General features: G+C 65.1%; 13 protein-coding genes. 4 read left to right on the top strand and 9 right to left on the bottom strand.

The genetic code is table 11. From position 1 onward, the window contains the following. Positions 1 to 47 precede the first annotated feature (47 nt). Both ACS5Q0_RS07055 and ACS5Q0_RS07050 read left to right on the top strand, forming a co-directional pair. Positions 48 to 557, top strand: coding sequence for a sigma-70 family RNA polymerase sigma factor (locus tag ACS5Q0_RS07055; protein ID WP_473125904.1), 510 nt, complete (start codon positions 48 to 50; stop codon positions 555 to 557). Continuing rightward, positions 554 to 1,366: an anti-sigma factor family protein gene (locus ACS5Q0_RS07050; protein ID WP_473125903.1), complete on the top strand. Its 813-nt coding sequence runs from the start codon at positions 554 to 556 to the stop codon at positions 1,364 to 1,366. The genes ACS5Q0_RS07055 and ACS5Q0_RS07050 overlap by 4 nt, the downstream gene beginning before the upstream one ends. Positions 1,367 to 1,380: 14 nt before the next feature. On the opposite strand, the gene ACS5Q0_RS07045 is transcribed toward ACS5Q0_RS07050, so the two are convergent. Beyond that, positions 1,381 to 2,208 (bottom strand): aldo/keto reductase, encoded by an 828-nt coding sequence (locus ACS5Q0_RS07045; protein WP_473125902.1) that lies wholly within the window; start codon positions 2,206 to 2,208, stop codon positions 1,381 to 1,383. Between the two features lie 159 nt (positions 2,209 to 2,367). Here ACS5Q0_RS07045 and ACS5Q0_RS07040 point away from each other — a divergent pair, with 159 nt between their 5' ends. After that, positions 2,368 to 3,447, top strand: coding sequence for a flavodoxin family protein (locus ACS5Q0_RS07040; protein WP_473125901.1), 1,080 nt, complete (start codon positions 2,368 to 2,370; stop codon positions 3,445 to 3,447). A 101-nt stretch (positions 3,448 to 3,548) separates the two neighbouring features. Here ACS5Q0_RS07040 and ACS5Q0_RS07035 read toward each other — a convergent pair whose 3' ends face one another. From ACS5Q0_RS07035 to ACS5Q0_RS07020, 4 genes are all read right to left on the bottom strand, one after another. Further along, positions 3,549 to 4,574 (bottom strand): ABC transporter substrate-binding protein, encoded by a 1,026-nt coding sequence (locus ACS5Q0_RS07035; protein WP_473125900.1) that lies wholly within the window; start codon positions 4,572 to 4,574, stop codon positions 3,549 to 3,551. Between the two features lie 198 nt (positions 4,575 to 4,772). Next, positions 4,773 to 5,558: a MetQ/NlpA family ABC transporter substrate-binding protein gene (locus ACS5Q0_RS07030; RefSeq protein ID WP_473125899.1), complete on the bottom strand. Its 786-nt coding sequence runs from the start codon at positions 5,556 to 5,558 to the stop codon at positions 4,773 to 4,775. Positions 5,559 to 5,597: 39 nt separating this feature from the next. Beyond that, positions 5,598 to 6,263 carry a methionine ABC transporter permease gene (locus ACS5Q0_RS07025; RefSeq protein ID WP_473125898.1) on the bottom strand — a complete coding sequence of 222 codons (666 nt, stop codon included), beginning with the start codon at positions 6,261 to 6,263 and terminating at the stop codon, positions 5,598 to 5,600. Further along, the gene (locus ACS5Q0_RS07020; protein WP_473125897.1) at positions 6,253 to 7,347 is read right to left on the bottom strand and encodes a methionine ABC transporter ATP-binding protein; all 1,095 of its coding nucleotides are present in this window, start codon (positions 7,345 to 7,347) and stop codon (positions 6,253 to 6,255) included. Before ACS5Q0_RS07020 ends, ACS5Q0_RS07025 begins: the two co-directional genes overlap by 11 nt. Positions 7,348 to 7,621: 274 nt before the next feature. On the opposite strand from ACS5Q0_RS07020, the gene ACS5Q0_RS07015 reads away from it, so the two are divergent. Continuing rightward, positions 7,622 to 9,718, top strand: coding sequence for an ABC transporter ATP-binding protein/permease (locus ACS5Q0_RS07015; protein WP_473125896.1), 2,097 nt, complete (start codon positions 7,622 to 7,624; stop codon positions 9,716 to 9,718). Positions 9,719 to 9,883: 165 nt separating this feature from the next. Here ACS5Q0_RS07015 and ACS5Q0_RS07010 read toward each other — a convergent pair whose 3' ends face one another. The 4 genes from ACS5Q0_RS07010 to ACS5Q0_RS06995 all read right to left on the bottom strand — a co-directional run bounded on the left by ACS5Q0_RS07010 (position 9,884) and on the right by ACS5Q0_RS06995 (position 13,216). Further along, complete coding sequence (locus ACS5Q0_RS07010; protein WP_473125895.1) at positions 9,884 to 10,375, bottom strand: META domain-containing protein; 492 nt, start codon at positions 10,373 to 10,375, stop codon at positions 9,884 to 9,886. A gap of 140 nt (positions 10,376 to 10,515) precedes the next feature. Further along, complete coding sequence (hisG, locus tag ACS5Q0_RS07005) at positions 10,516 to 11,490, bottom strand: ATP phosphoribosyltransferase (RefSeq protein ID WP_473125894.1); 975 nt, start codon at positions 11,488 to 11,490, stop codon at positions 10,516 to 10,518. Further along, positions 11,490 to 12,584, bottom strand: coding sequence for an ATP phosphoribosyltransferase regulatory subunit (locus ACS5Q0_RS07000; protein WP_473125893.1), 1,095 nt, complete (start codon positions 12,582 to 12,584; stop codon positions 11,490 to 11,492). Before ACS5Q0_RS07000 ends, hisG begins: the two co-directional genes overlap by 1 nt. A gap of 185 nt (positions 12,585 to 12,769) precedes the next feature. Then, positions 12,770 to 13,216: a hypothetical protein gene (locus ACS5Q0_RS06995; RefSeq protein WP_473125892.1), complete on the bottom strand. Its 447-nt coding sequence runs from the start codon at positions 13,214 to 13,216 to the stop codon at positions 12,770 to 12,772. Positions 13,217 to 13,235 lie beyond the last annotated feature (19 nt).

Raw genomic sequence — 13,235 nt, 5'->3', positions numbered from 1 at the left:
GGGCGCGCGTTCATCTTTGATGATGCCCGACATGTGAAGGTTTGATCGTGGACGAGATCGCCTCCCTTCTCGAGCCGCAGATTCCGGGCTTGCGCCGCTATGCCTGGGCGCTGCTGCGCGACGACGAGGCGGCGGACGATCTCGTCCAGGACACGCTGGAGCGGGCGATCCGCCATTGGGGCCGGCGCCACCGGGACGGCGACCTGAAGGCGTGGCTCTTCGCGATCCAGCGCAACCTCTTCCTGAACGGCGTGCGGCGCCGCAAGGCGCGCGGCGTGCAGGTCGGAGTCGAGGTCCTGGAGAATTCATCCGCCTCCGCGGATCTCGCGGACGGTCATTCAGGTCTGCGCGACATCCTGATGGGCCTCGACATGCTGCCGGAGGAGCAGCGTTCGGTGCTGCTTCTGGTCGGCGTCGAGGATCTGTCCTACGAGCAGGTTGCGCAGGTTCTTCAGATCCCCATCGGCACGGTGATGTCGCGTCTGAGCCGGGCGCGCGGACGCCTGCGTGAATTCATGGAAAACGGCCGCAGCGCCGTTTTGAGGAGAGTGAAGTGACGGGCGAGCGACCCATCGGTGAGGACGACCTGCAGGCCTTCGTTGACGGGAGGCTCGATCCGTCACGGATCGAGATCGTCAAAACCTGGCTCGCATCCAATCCATCGGAAGCCGCACAGGTGCAGCGCGAGACCGAGCAGCGAGAGGCGCTACGCGCGCGGCTCGCCTTCAAGGCCCAGGAGCCGATCCCGGCGCGGTTGCGCGTCGCGCATCTCGCCGCCGCGCAAAGGCGTCCGTCCCTCCGCTCCTTCACTGGAATGGCCGCCGCCCTCGCGTGGCTGGTGCTGGGCGGAGTTCTGGGCGCCGCTGGCGCAACGTGGTGGGACGCCGGCGTCGCGCCGCAATCTGCCGCGCAGGCCGCCGTCGCCGACAATGCCATCGCCGCGTATCGCCTGTACGTGGGCGAGCGGCTGCACCCGGTCGAAGTGCCCGGCGACCAGGAGGCGCATCTCGTGCAATGGCTCTCCCGCCGGGTCGGAAAGCCGTTGAAGGCTCCCGATCTGAACGCGCAGGGGTATCACCTCATCGGCGGACGGCTTCTGCCCTCTGGAAGCGAAGCGGCCGCCCTCTTCATGTATGAGAACGAAGGCGGCAAGCGCCTGACGCTCTACGCGCGATCCAGTGCGCAGGAGAAGGAAACCGCGTTCCGCTTCGAGAGCCAGGACGGGGTTTCGGCATTCTCGTGGATCGATGGAGGGCTGTCCTATGTGGTCTCCGCCAAAGCGGATCGCGCACAGCTCCTGCCCATCGCGGAGGCGATCTACCACCAGTTCGAGGCCACAAGCGCCCCGTCGAAGGACCGCTTGTAGCCGTTCATGTTTGATCAGCCGAAGACGGCGGGATCCGGGCCGATGCGGCCGCTCGCGTCATCCATCGCTTCGATGATGCGCATGTCGTCGGCATCGAGCTTGAAGTCGAACACGTCGATGTTCTCGCGGATGCGCGAGGGCGTCACGGATTTCGGAATCACGACGAAGCCGTTGTCGAGGTGCCAGCGCAGGATCACCTGCGCGGGGGTCTTGCCGTACTTGCGTCCGATGGCGGCGAGCTTCTCGTCCGTGACGAGGCTGCCCTGGCCGAGAGGGCCCCAGCACTCCGTCGCGATATCGTGCTTCGCGTGGAAGGCGCGCAGCTCCTTCTGCTGGAACCGGGGATGCAGCTCGATCTGGTTCAGGACGGGCACGATGCCCGTTTCGTCGATCAGCCGCTGCAGATGCTTGGCCTGGAAGTTCGAGACGCCGATGGATTTCACGCGTCCTTCCTCCTTCAGGCGGATCAGGGCGCGCCATGCGTCGAGAAAGCCTTCCCCGCTGACGCCCGGCCAGTGGATCAGATAGAGGTCGATGAAGTCGAGCCTCAGGCGCTTCAGGCTCTCGTCGAAGGCGGTCAGGGCCGCATCATAGTTGCGCTTGTCGTTCCACACCTTCGTCGTGATGAAGAGATCGCTGCGCGGCACATCGGACGCGGCGATCGCCCGACCGACGCCTTCCTCGTTCTCATAGATCGCCGCCGTGTCGATGGAGCGGTAGCCCGCGTTGATGGCGTCAGTCACGCACGCGACGGCTTCCTGGTTCGAAACCCGCCAGACGCCATAGCCGAGCTGAGGGATCGAGTTTCCATCGTTCAGGCGAAGAGGTGGGATGGTCGGCATCGGCTGCTCCTGGGGAGAGAAGAAGAGGGAGAGACAGAGCTAGGGTTTCGTGTGCGATAAACAAACTGTGACCAAGCTGGAATGGGTGGAAGGAACCCGTGCAGCGAGGCCGGCGTTCCGCAGCTTAGCGCCGAAGAGATCTAAGAATGGGAGTGCGCCTTGTCCATCCCCGAAGCAAGAACCGGCACACCCGATCCGACGCTCGACGAAACCGAGTTTCGCAGGCGATTCCTGCAACCGTTTCAGGATCCCGCTTTTGAGCCCCTGACGCAGGAGCTGCAGCGCATCGCCGATGCGGCGTGGGATGCTTACAGCCATCACCGCAAGAGCCCGAGAACCCGCAAGGCAGGACCGGGCTTCGCCGATCCCGATTACGACCTTGCCGTCGACTGGATCGCCGCAAAGGAGGCCATCGATCTCGCTCGGACGCGGCACGAGGATCCCGCGGGGCCCGCACGTTTTCTTCTCGTCTCGTCCGCCACGCGCAGCGAGCACACCTGCCCGGGCGAGATGTCGAAGACCTACCGGCTCGTCGAGATTGCGCGGCAGGTCATCGCAAGCGTACCGAACGTCGAAGTCGAGGTTCTGGATCTCAGCAGATTGGCATCCGAATACGGCCGCCACATTCATCCCTGCAAAACCTGCTTCTCGACGGCGGCCGCGCTCTGTCACTGGCCGTGCTCGTGCTATCCCAACTACTCCCTCGGGCAGACGCAGGACTGGATGAACGACATCTACCCGAAATGGGTGGAGGCGCATGGAATCATGATCGTGACGCCCGTGAACTGGTATCAGGCGTCCTCGCCCCTCAAGCTGATGATGGATCGCCTCGTTTGCGCCGATGGCGGCAACCCGGATCCAACCTCGACTCACGGCAAGACGGTGAAGGAGGCCAAGGCGCTGGAGCTGAAGGGATGGGATTATCCCAAGCACCTGTCGGGCCGCCTGTTCTCCGTCGTCGTGCACGGCGACGCGGAAGGCGCGGAGGGTGTTCGCCGCAGCCTGTCGGACTGGCTGCGCGCCATGGAGTTGACGCCCGCTGGCAGCCTCGCCGAGCTCGATCGTTACATCGGCTACTGGAAGCCTTACGCGACCAGCCATGAGGAGCTGGACCGGGATCTCGATGTGCAATCAGAGGTACGCAACGCCGCCTGGACGCTGCTGAACGCGGTTCAGGCGAAGAGGGCGAGGCATTGGACGGAGGCGGGCGAGCGCCTTCAGGAGCCACGCCAGAAGTAAAAGAGGTTTGACGCCGAGTCCGGCGGCAGAGCGGCTCTCATTCCAAGACAAAGGCCGGGAGCGATCCCGGCCTTGCCATGAACGATGCTCTTCGGAGTGCGCTATTTCGGTGCGGACTTCACGTCCGCGTCCCACTTCTTGAGCAGGCGCGTGCGCTCGGCCACGGAGCCGTATTTCGCGGTGTCGTAGTTGATAAGCTTCATCTCGGAGAGCTTCGGCGCCTTCTCCGAAATGGGCGCGTTCTTGTTGGACGGAATCGAATAGATCTTCTGGTCCGCGCCCACGAGCTTCTGCGCTTCGGCGGTGAGGGCCCAGTCCACGAACTTCTTCGCGGCGTCCTGGTTCTTGCCGTTGACGACGGAGATCGAGCCCGTCTCGTAGCCCGTTCCCTCGCAGGGAGCGATCGTCTTCACCGGGGCGCCGTCGACGATCATGGTCACCATGTCGTGCATGAAGGCGATGCCGATGGCGGTCTCGCCCAGGGCGACGGCCTTGACGGGAGCAGCGCCCGACTTCGTGTACTGATTGACGTTCTTGTGCAGGCTCTTCATGTACTCGAAGGCCTTGTCCTCACCCATGAGCTGAACGAGCGAGGCCAGGAAGACATAAGCCGTCCCCGAGGAGTTCGGGTCGGATATCTGGACTTCGTCCTTGTACTTGGGATCGAGCAGGTCGGCCCAGCATTTCGGCTCGGGCAGATTGCGGCTCTTGAGGACTTCCGTGTTGTAGCCGATGCCGAGTGCGCCGAGATAGGTGCCCGTCGCGCGATGGCCCGATTGCTCGGCAAAACGCTGCGCCCAGTCGTAAAGCTCCGGCAGCTTCGGCGACTTGTACGCGACGGTGAGGCCTTCCTCGGCCGCCTGAATGTGGGAATCGCCGGGCCCGCCCCACCACACGTCGGCGCGCGGGTTCGACGCCTCGGCGCGGATCTGGGCCAATGTTTCGCCGGTGCTCTTGCGCACCATCGTTACCTTGATGCCCGATGCCTTCTCGAAGGCGGCGACGCCGACGCGGCATTGCTCCTCGAGGATCGAGCAGTAGATCGTGAGCTGCTCCTGAGCCTGGGCGGCGAACGGAGCGGCGCAGACCGAGGCGGCCAAAGCGAGACCAGCAAGGGAAAGGCGCATCAATTTCCTCCTGAAGGGCCGGGCGTGATCCGTCCGGCTTATACGTCCTTGAAACAGACGGGCCCATCAGGGAGCTTAGCCGGCTTTATTGTCAAGGTGTCGCGGCCGCGTGACTGTTCAAAGCGGGTCCCTCGAGGATGTCAAAAGCAAGAAAGGCCGGGCAACTGCCCGGCCTTTCTGTCGATCATGTTACGGTATTTACCAGCTCGTGAGAACAGCGCCCTTGAAGGTCTCTTCCACGAACTTCTTCACCTCGGGAGAGTGATAGGATTCGACGAGCGTCTTCACCCAGGGCTTGTCCTTGTCCTCGCTGCGCACAGCGATGATGTTGACATAGGGACCCTTCGGGTTCTCGCGGGTCAAGGCGTCCTTGACCGGGTCGAGACCCGCCTGCGTGGCGTAGTTGGTGTTGATGACCGCCGCATCGACGTCGTCGAGCACGCGCGGAGCCTGAGCCGCGTCGATCTCCGTGAACTTCAGGTTCTTGGTGTTGGCCGTGATGTCGAGGATGGTCGGCTTGAAGCCCACATTGTCCTTCAGCTTGATCAGCCCCTTGTCCTGCAGCAGCAGCAGCGCGCGGCCGCCGTTGGTCGGATCGTTCGGGATCGCGATGCGCGCGCCGTTCGGCAGGGCGTCGAAGGCCTTGTGCTTCTTCGAGTAGATGCCGATCGGGAAATTCACGGTCGGAGCGACCGACTCGATCTTGTAGCCGCGATTTTCCTTCTGGTTGTCCAGATAGGGCTGGTGCTGGAAGGAATTGGCCTCGAGCTCGCCCGAGGCGAGCGCCTCGTTCGGCACCACGTAGTCGGAGAACTCCACGATCTTGATGTCGAGGCCCTTCTTGGCCGCGATGGGCTTCACGGCTTCGAGGATCTGCGCGTGCGGGCCGGGAGTGACGCCGATGCGGATCGTCTGCGTCTGCGCGGCGGCCGGCAGGGCGGTGAGGGAGAGAAGGGCGATGAGGCCCAATTTCTTCAGGGACATGCGGGTACTCCTAATGCGAGGTCCGAGAGATGGGAAAGATCAACCGTGGCGGATGCGCTTGTTGAGGTGGCGGGCGAGGCGGTCGCCGATGCTCTGCACGGCCTGCACGAGCACGATCAGCACCACGACCACAGCGAGCATCATTTCCGGCATGAAGCGCTGGTAGCCGTAGCGGATGCCGAGATCGCCGAGGCCTCCGCCGCCCACCGCGCCCACCATGGCCGAGAAGCCCAGCAGCGAGACGATGGCGAGGGTGAGCCCGAGGACGATGCCGGGGAGGGCTTCGGGGATCAGAACCTTCAGGACGATCTGCAGTGGGCTCGCGCCGAAGGCGCGCGCCGCTTCGACGAGACCCTGATCCACCTCGCGGATGGCGCCTTCGATGAGGCGGGCGATGAAGGGGGCCGCGGCGATCGTCAGCGGCACGATGGCCGCGTTGGTGCCGATGGAGGTGCCCGCGATCAGGCGGGTGAAGGGAATGATCGCGACGACGAGAATGATGAAGGGCGTCGAGCGCGTCGCGTTGACGATCACGCCGAGAATGCGGTTCACCCAGGGGGCTGCGAACAGTTCGCCCTTGCCGCTGGTGGCGAGAAAGACGCCGAGCGGCAGACCGAAGAGCGTGGCGATCAGCGCCGAGACGGCGACCATGTAGAGCGTTTCGCCGGTGGAACTGGCGATGAGGCGGATCATCTCAGGCGACATGGCCGAGGACCTCCGTGTCGAGACCGTGCTGTTTCAGGAATTCGAGTGTCGTCTGCGCGGCGGCGGCAGGGACGCTCACGACGAGGGTGCCGAATGGCCGACCTGCGATTTCGTCCACCGCGCCGGAGAGGATGTTGGCTTCGATGCCCTGCTCCCGCGCCAGCCTCGCCAGGACGGGGTCCGTCGCATGGGGGCCCCGGAAGCCGATGCGGATGACCGTCTCGCTGTTCGGCGACGCTTCCTGTCGCAGGCGCTTCTGCACGTAGGGCGGCAGCACGCGGCCGGCTTCGTCGCCGAGGAAGGAGCGCGTCACTTCATGTTGCGGACGGGTGAACACCTCGAACACGTCGCCCTGTTCGACGATGCGCCCGCCCTCGATCACCGCGACCTCGCGGGCGACGGTGCGGATCACCGCCATCTCGTGGGTGATGAGAAGAATGGTGAGGCCCAGTTCCTCGTTGATGCGCGTGAGCAGGTCGAGGATCGACCGGGTGGTCTCCGGATCGAGGGCGGAGGTCGCCTCGTCCGAGAGCAGCACCTTGGGCTTCGTGGCCAGCGCCCGGGCGATGCCGACGCGCTGCTTCTGCCCGCCCGACAATTCGGACGGATAGCGGTTGCGCTTGTCCGCCAGGCCGACCAGAGAGAGCAATTCCTCAACCCGGGTCCTGATCTCCGCCTTGCCGTAGCCTGCCACCTCGAGAGGCAGCGCGATGTTCTCCGCCGCCGTGCGGGAGGAGAGCAGGTTGAAGTGCTGGAAGATCATGCCGATGGAGCGGCGGGCGTGACGCAGGGCGGATTCCGGGAGCGCCGCGATATCCGCGCCGTCCACGATCACCTTGCCGGAGGTGGGCTTCTCCAACCCGTTCACCAGGCGTATGAGGGTGGACTTGCCGGCGCCGGAGCGGCCGATGACGCCGAGGATCGATCCCTGCGGCACGGCGAGGTCGATCTCGCGCAGGGCCGTAACGGGCTGGCCGTCCCGCCCCGGGAAGGTCTTCGAGATCTTCTCCAGGCGCACGATGGGCTCCGCCGGGATCAGGCGCTGGGACGGCTGATCGCCAAGATATGCGAGGGGGGCGTTCATAGGGTCGCCTTCGAGGTCAACGTTCGGGTCATTCCGACACATGGGCGATGCCGTTCTCTATGTCAACTGAATTGTTCTATAAAAAGGATAGTCTGTTCTGAAGAACGTCCTTAGCGCCTCCATTCCCTTAGGGAGTCCTCGTGCCGCGACATCACGAACCGGGGATTGCCCCGGTCATGCGGACATTTCTCCTTGCTTTCGCCACGAGCGCAGTTGATCGGGCTGCGCTATGTTCCTATGGAGCCGAAGAGCGGTTCCCCGTCAGGAGAAAAGAATGATCAAGGCGACCATTGCGCTGGCGCTCATCGGTTTGGCGGTCTTGGGGGGATCCCTGGCCGGAGCGGTCGATGTTCCGGTTTACCTGCCGCTCTCGACCCTGGCCTTGGCCGGCATCCTGATGATCGGCCGCGACATCCCGAAGTTCCTGCGCATCTTCCTGGTAATGCTCACGGCAACCCACGTGGTCCTCGTCGTGCTGATCCTCGGCGCTGCGACCGGGGCGATCACGGGCGATTACACGGGTTATGTCCCGCCGCCGTCCTCGGCCCTCGGAGCAACGGCCTTCGGGGCGCTCATCTACGGCCTGTCCTTCGTGCCCGTCGTCCGCACGATCTGCCGCATCACCGACCGCTATCTCGCCTCCCAGGCGGACAGCGTCATCCGGATCCCCTTCATCGGCCTCGTCCGGGCCCGCGAGGGTACCATCGGCACATGGATGATCGCCATTCTCATCGCGATCAATCTCATGCAGGTTGCGCTCAACGTTCGCCTCAGCTTTTTCTCGCGCGACATGTTCAACGCGCTCGAAGCGAAGGATGCGGCGGCCTTCTGGTATCAGCTCTTCGTCATCTTCATGCCCCTGGCTGCCGTCTTCGTCGCCATTGCGCTGACGGAAGTCCTGCTGCAGAACGTGCTCACGATCCGCTGGCGCGCGTTCCTCAACACCTATTATGTCGGGGAGTGGCTGGGCGAGGGCGCCCATTACCGGATGCAGCTCATCGGCCGCGGCGCGGACAACCCGGATCAGCGCATTTCGGAAGATCTGCGCAAGTTCGTCGAGAGCACCTATTCCCTGTCCGTGGGCCTCATGAACCAGGCCGCAACGCTCGTTTCCTTCGTCGCGATCCTCTGGACCATCTCGGCGGGCTTCACCTTCCCTGGAACCGATTTCGAGGTGCCGGGCCTGCTGGTCTGGGTCTGCGCCGGCTACGCCATTCTCGGCACCTGGGTCACGCATCTCATCGGCCGCCCTCTGATCGGCCTGAACTTCCAGCAGGAGAGGGTGGAGGCGAATTACCGCTTCTCCCTCGCGCGTCTGCGTGAATACACCGAGCAGGTAGCGCTTCTCTCGGGCGAACCGGCCGAGAAGGAGGGGCTGGCCAGGCGCTTCGGCCAGATCGTCGAGAACTACATGCAGATCGTGGTCCGGCTGATCAAGCTCAACACCTTCACGGCCGCCTATTTCCAGGCGAACGTCGTGGTGCCCTACATCCTGACCGCGCCCTATTACTTCATCGGCAAGATCTCGCTCGGCCAGATGCAGCAGGTGGTCGGGGCCTTCTCGCGCGTGGAATCGGCGCTCACCTACTTCATCCAGATCTACACCACCCTTGCCGATTACAAGGCGGTGCTCGACCGTCTCACCACCTTCGAGGGGGCCATTGCCTCGGCGCAGCGCGTGGGCGGCGAGAGCAAGCTCGCGATCACGCCCGCGGCAAGCCGTGAGCTGCGCCTCAGGAACCTGAATGTCCGTCTACCCGACGGCCGCACCCTGATGCATGCGGATGGGCTGTCCTTCCGTCCGGGCGAGCGCACGCTGATGACGGGTCCGTCGGGCTCCGGCAAGTCGACCCTGTTCCGCGCCATCGCGGGGATCTGGCCCTTCGGCGAAGGCGAGGTCCTGATCCCGCAGGGGCAAAGCATGATGCTGCTGCCGCAGCGGCCCTACATCCCGATCGGGACCCTGCGGGAGGCGGTGACCTATCCGGCGCATGCCGAGGCCTATGGGGATGCCGAGATCGCGGATGCCTTACGCGCCGCGAAGCTCCCGCAGATCGCCGACAGGCTCGACGAGGAGCGCGCCTGGGGCCAGACCTTGTCGCTCGGCGAGCAGCAGCGCCTCGCGGTCGCCCGCGCGCTCCTCGCCAAGCCCGACTGGCTGTTGCTGGACGAGGCCACGGCGGCCCTCGACGAGCCGACCGAGGCCGAGATCTACCAGGTGATCAAGGACAGGCTGCCGCACACGACGGTGGTCTCCATCGGCCACCGCTCGACGCTGCTGGGCTACCATGACCGGCGCATCGACCTGAAGCGGGCCGAGAGCGGCCTGTCGACCCCCGTCGACATGATGCAGCCGCAGCCGGCCGAGTAGGATATCCTCGCTTTGTCATGGCCGGGCTTGTCCCGGCCATCCCGTTTCTGATGAGCGTCGCGCTACACGGATCGAGATCACCGGCACAAGGCCGGTGATGACATCGGAAGCAACAGAAAAAGGCCGGCAGAAATGCCGGCCTTTTAAGTGAAAACCAGATCCGTCTTAAAGCGAGCGCTCGAGAACGAGTTCGCCGGTCTGGCTCTTGATGATCAGGTTGCGGCCCTGGATGTCCCACTTGCCGGAGGTGCGCAGCGCCATGAGGAAGGCCTGCTCGATGGCCATAGCGGCCTTGTCACAGGACTTCTTCGTCACGGCGAAGGGCGCGACGGCCAGACCCTGCTCACGCAGGGGATAGGCGGTGGTGGAATAGGTGTTGCAGCCGGAAAAGCCGGTGGCGCGCATCTGGTCGTCGAGCCGGAAGCTCGGACGCTCGCCGCCGAACGGCTTGCCGTTCAGGCTCACGGCCACCCAGGAGGAGTTGAGGGGGAAGATCTTGCCGCTGGCGCCCGGCTGCGGAACCTTGGCATCCACTTGGCGGGTCGGGCCCGCGGGCCGGCCGAGCGTTGCCGCGTTCTGAGCATCGGCCTCGGAAACCTGGGCCGCAGAGATGGTTGCGAAGGTCGCCAGAAGTGCTGCAAGTCGAAGGGCGTTCATCGGAACCTCTTCATCATAAAAAACGCCGGAACCATAAGAGGCCTTGACCTTGGAGGCAACGCCTTGAGCGATATTGTCCTATGCCCATTAATGTCACGGACAAGCTGAAGCCTCAATGAAGGGGCTTCAGGCCATGACCGTCAGCGGATCCGCTTCAGAAGCTTTTCCGTCAGCGCATTGGTGGGGCGGAACAGATAGTCGAAAGGACGCACGGTGATGTCCTGTGCTCCGATCCCCTGCAGGGCCCCCACGATGTCGAACATCGCGGAGACGCGGCAATGAAGCACGATCTCGCGCCCGAGCGCATTGCCGTAGGGCAGGGTGGCGTCGAAGTCCCGCGCGAGGGCGGCGAGGGCTGGGGCCTTGGCCGGATCAAGCGCGGCGCGGATCTCGCGGCTGTTGCGCGCCTCTTCCTCGGCCGCGATGCGCGTGAGCACGGCGGTGGCGGCGGCGCGGGCCCGGTCGGACCAGGGCGCACGGGTCGAGGCGGCGAGATTGGCCTCCGAGCGCAGCATCACGCCGTCGTCCAGGATCTTCAGGGCATTCGCCGCGAGCGTGGCGCCCGTCGTGGTGATGTCCACGATCAGCTCCGCCGAGCCCGCGCCCGGCGCTCCTTCGGTAGCGCCGAGGCTCTCGACGATCCGATAGTCGGCGATGCCCTTCTCGGCGAAGAAGCGGCGGGTGAGGTTCACGTATTTCGTGGCTACCCGCATCTTGCGGCCGTGGCGGGCGCGAAGATCGGCCGCGACCTCGTCGAGATCGGCCATGCTGCGCACGTCGATCCAGGCCTGCGGCACCGCCACCACCACATTGGCGTGGCCGAAGCCGAGCGGGGTGAGCAGCTCGACGGCTTCGTCCGCGTCGGCGATCTGCTCGCGGATCAGGTCCTCGCCCGTAATGCCGAGATGCACCGCGCCCAAGGCGAGCTGCGTCACGATCTCGGAAGCGGACAGGAACGCCACCTCCACATCGGGCACGCCCTTGAGCGTGCCGCGATAATCACGTGCGCCCCGCGACTGGGAGAAGACGAGGCCGGAGCGGGCGAAGAACGCCGCTGCGTTCTCCTGCAGGCGGCCCTTGGAGGGCACCGCCAGAATGAGAGGGGAATCGGTCATCAGGGCCTCCCCACGATACGGTCGAGCCAGAAGGAGCAGCCCACGGCCGGGATCGGGCTGTCGGCTCCGAGATGCTCCAGCAGCCGGTCGTAGCGTCCGCCGCCGACGACGGGCTTGCCGTCGCTGCGGCGAGTATCCTGAACCTCGAAGATGAAGCCGGTGTAATAGTCGATGTTGCGGGCGAAGGTGGCGGCGAACGAGAAGGCGCCGACATCGAGTCCGCGCGCTGCCATGAACCCGGTGCGCTCCTCGAAGAGGCCAACGGCCGCGCCGAGGTCGAGCCCCGCGTCCTTGGCGAGCGTTCTGACCGCATCCGCCGCCTGATCGGGATCGCCTTCGATCGTGAGGTAGCGCTCGAGAACCTGCCGGGCGTCCTCCGACAGGCCGGAGCGGTTTGCGGCTCGGGCCAGGAAACGCTCGGCGATCTCTCCCGCGCTGCGCCCGCCCACGGTGGCGATGCCCGCGATCGAGAGAATGTCTTCCACGAAGGCCTTGGCCGCCTGCGGGGCCTGACCCTCGATGGCTGCGAGAAGGCCCGCATGCTCCTGGGCGTTCGGACCTTCCGTCTCGGAGAGGCTCGCAAGCCCCTGACCGGAGACGATGGCCCGGATCACCCGGCGCTTCGCGGCAGGCGCGATGCCGAGGGCGTCGATGAGGGCATGAAGCAGGCCCATGTCGCCGATCTTCACGGTCGGGGCCGAGCCGCCGATCAGGCTCAATCCCTCCAGGGCGAGCCCGAGGATCTCTGCATCGGCAGCGGCGGCGTCAGTGCGGCCGATGGATTCGAGCCCGGCCTGCAGGAATTCGCCGCTCTCGTTCGGGCGCATGCGGAAGACGGGGCCGCCATAGGCGTAGCCGGAGGGCTGGGCTCCCCGATGGAAGAGATGCTGGAGGCAGACGGGAATGGTGTATTCAGGACGAAGGCACAGCTCCGCGCCCGAGGCATCCTGCGTCACGAACATGCGCCGCCGGATGTCCTCGCCCGAAAGGTCGATGAACACATCCGCAGGCTGCAGAACCGGCGGTTCGACACGCGCATAACCCTCGCGCTCGAAAAGCGCGATCAGCGCGACAATGGCATCCGTCTCCGTCACTGGCTTCGCCTAATCCTTCTGTCCGGATGCTCTCTAGCAACGCTCGGCCAGGATGGCGACCGTTTTCAGCGGGAAGGGTGAATGGGAGGGAATCTGGGGAGGCCCCGTCGGCCCATATCGTCATCCCCGGGACAAGCCCGGGGATGACGGGAAAGAGCGCCCTTCAGGGCTGCGGGAGCGAGCATTCACCCCTTCTGGGCGGTGTCGCTCTTGGCCTTCGAGGTCTTGCGTTTGCTGTGGTCGCTGGAGCGGTGGACGTACTTCACCTTCTTGCCTTCGCCCTTGGCGCTCGCGTCGCCTTCCTCCGCCGCGCCTGTGATGCCGGCGGGCAGGAAATGGCGGGCGGCCTCCGTGACGACGCCTGCCACGGCGCCTGCCGCCGTCTGGGTGAGGTCCGCGCCCTGCGCGCCCGCATGGGCCGCGGCGGCCCCGGCTTTCTTCGCCGTGCGGGTTTTCGTGAGGGCTGCGGCGGCCGCGCCGGCGGCGGCGATCAGCGCATCCGCCAGGATCTCGCGGCCCAGATCCGTGTTGATCAGATCCATCAGGCCCGATTTCTTGGCCGTCTTCGCCAGCTTCGTGCCGGTACTCTTCTTCTTGCTGCTCTTCTTCTCTTTGTCTTTGGCCTTCGCCATGGGGGTCTCCTGATAGTCA

The organism is Microvirga sp. HS2 (assembly GCF_055792805.1).
This window is presented reverse-complemented; position numbering and strand designations above follow the sequence as displayed.

Bases quoted from the DNA above. Each gene is read 5' to 3' on its own strand.
- ACS5Q0_RS07045 (WP_473125902.1), bottom strand. From the start codon at position 2,208: ATGCCGACCATCCCACCTCTTCGCCTGAACGATGGAAACTCGATCCCT.
- ACS5Q0_RS07035 (WP_473125900.1), bottom strand. From the start codon at position 4,574: ATGCGCCTTTCCCTTGCTGGTCTCGCTTTGGCCGCCTCGGTCTGCGCC.
- ACS5Q0_RS07030 (WP_473125899.1), bottom strand. From the start codon at position 5,558: ATGTCCCTGAAGAAATTGGGCCTCATCGCCCTTCTCTCCCTCACCGCC.
- ACS5Q0_RS07025 (WP_473125898.1), bottom strand. From the start codon at position 6,263: ATGTCGCCTGAGATGATCCGCCTCATCGCCAGTTCCACCGGCGAAACG.
- ACS5Q0_RS07020 (WP_473125897.1), bottom strand. From the start codon at position 7,347: ATGAACGCCCCCCTCGCATATCTTGGCGATCAGCCGTCCCAGCGCCTG.
- ACS5Q0_RS07015 (WP_473125896.1), top strand. From the start codon at position 7,622: ATGATCAAGGCGACCATTGCGCTGGCGCTCATCGGTTTGGCGGTCTTG.
- ACS5Q0_RS07010 (WP_473125895.1), bottom strand. From the start codon at position 10,375: ATGAACGCCCTTCGACTTGCAGCACTTCTGGCGACCTTCGCAACCATC.
- hisG (WP_473125894.1), bottom strand. From the start codon at position 11,490: ATGACCGATTCCCCTCTCATTCTGGCGGTGCCCTCCAAGGGCCGCCTG.
- ACS5Q0_RS06995 (WP_473125892.1), bottom strand. From the start codon at position 13,216: ATGGCGAAGGCCAAAGACAAAGAGAAGAAGAGCAGCAAGAAGAAGAGT.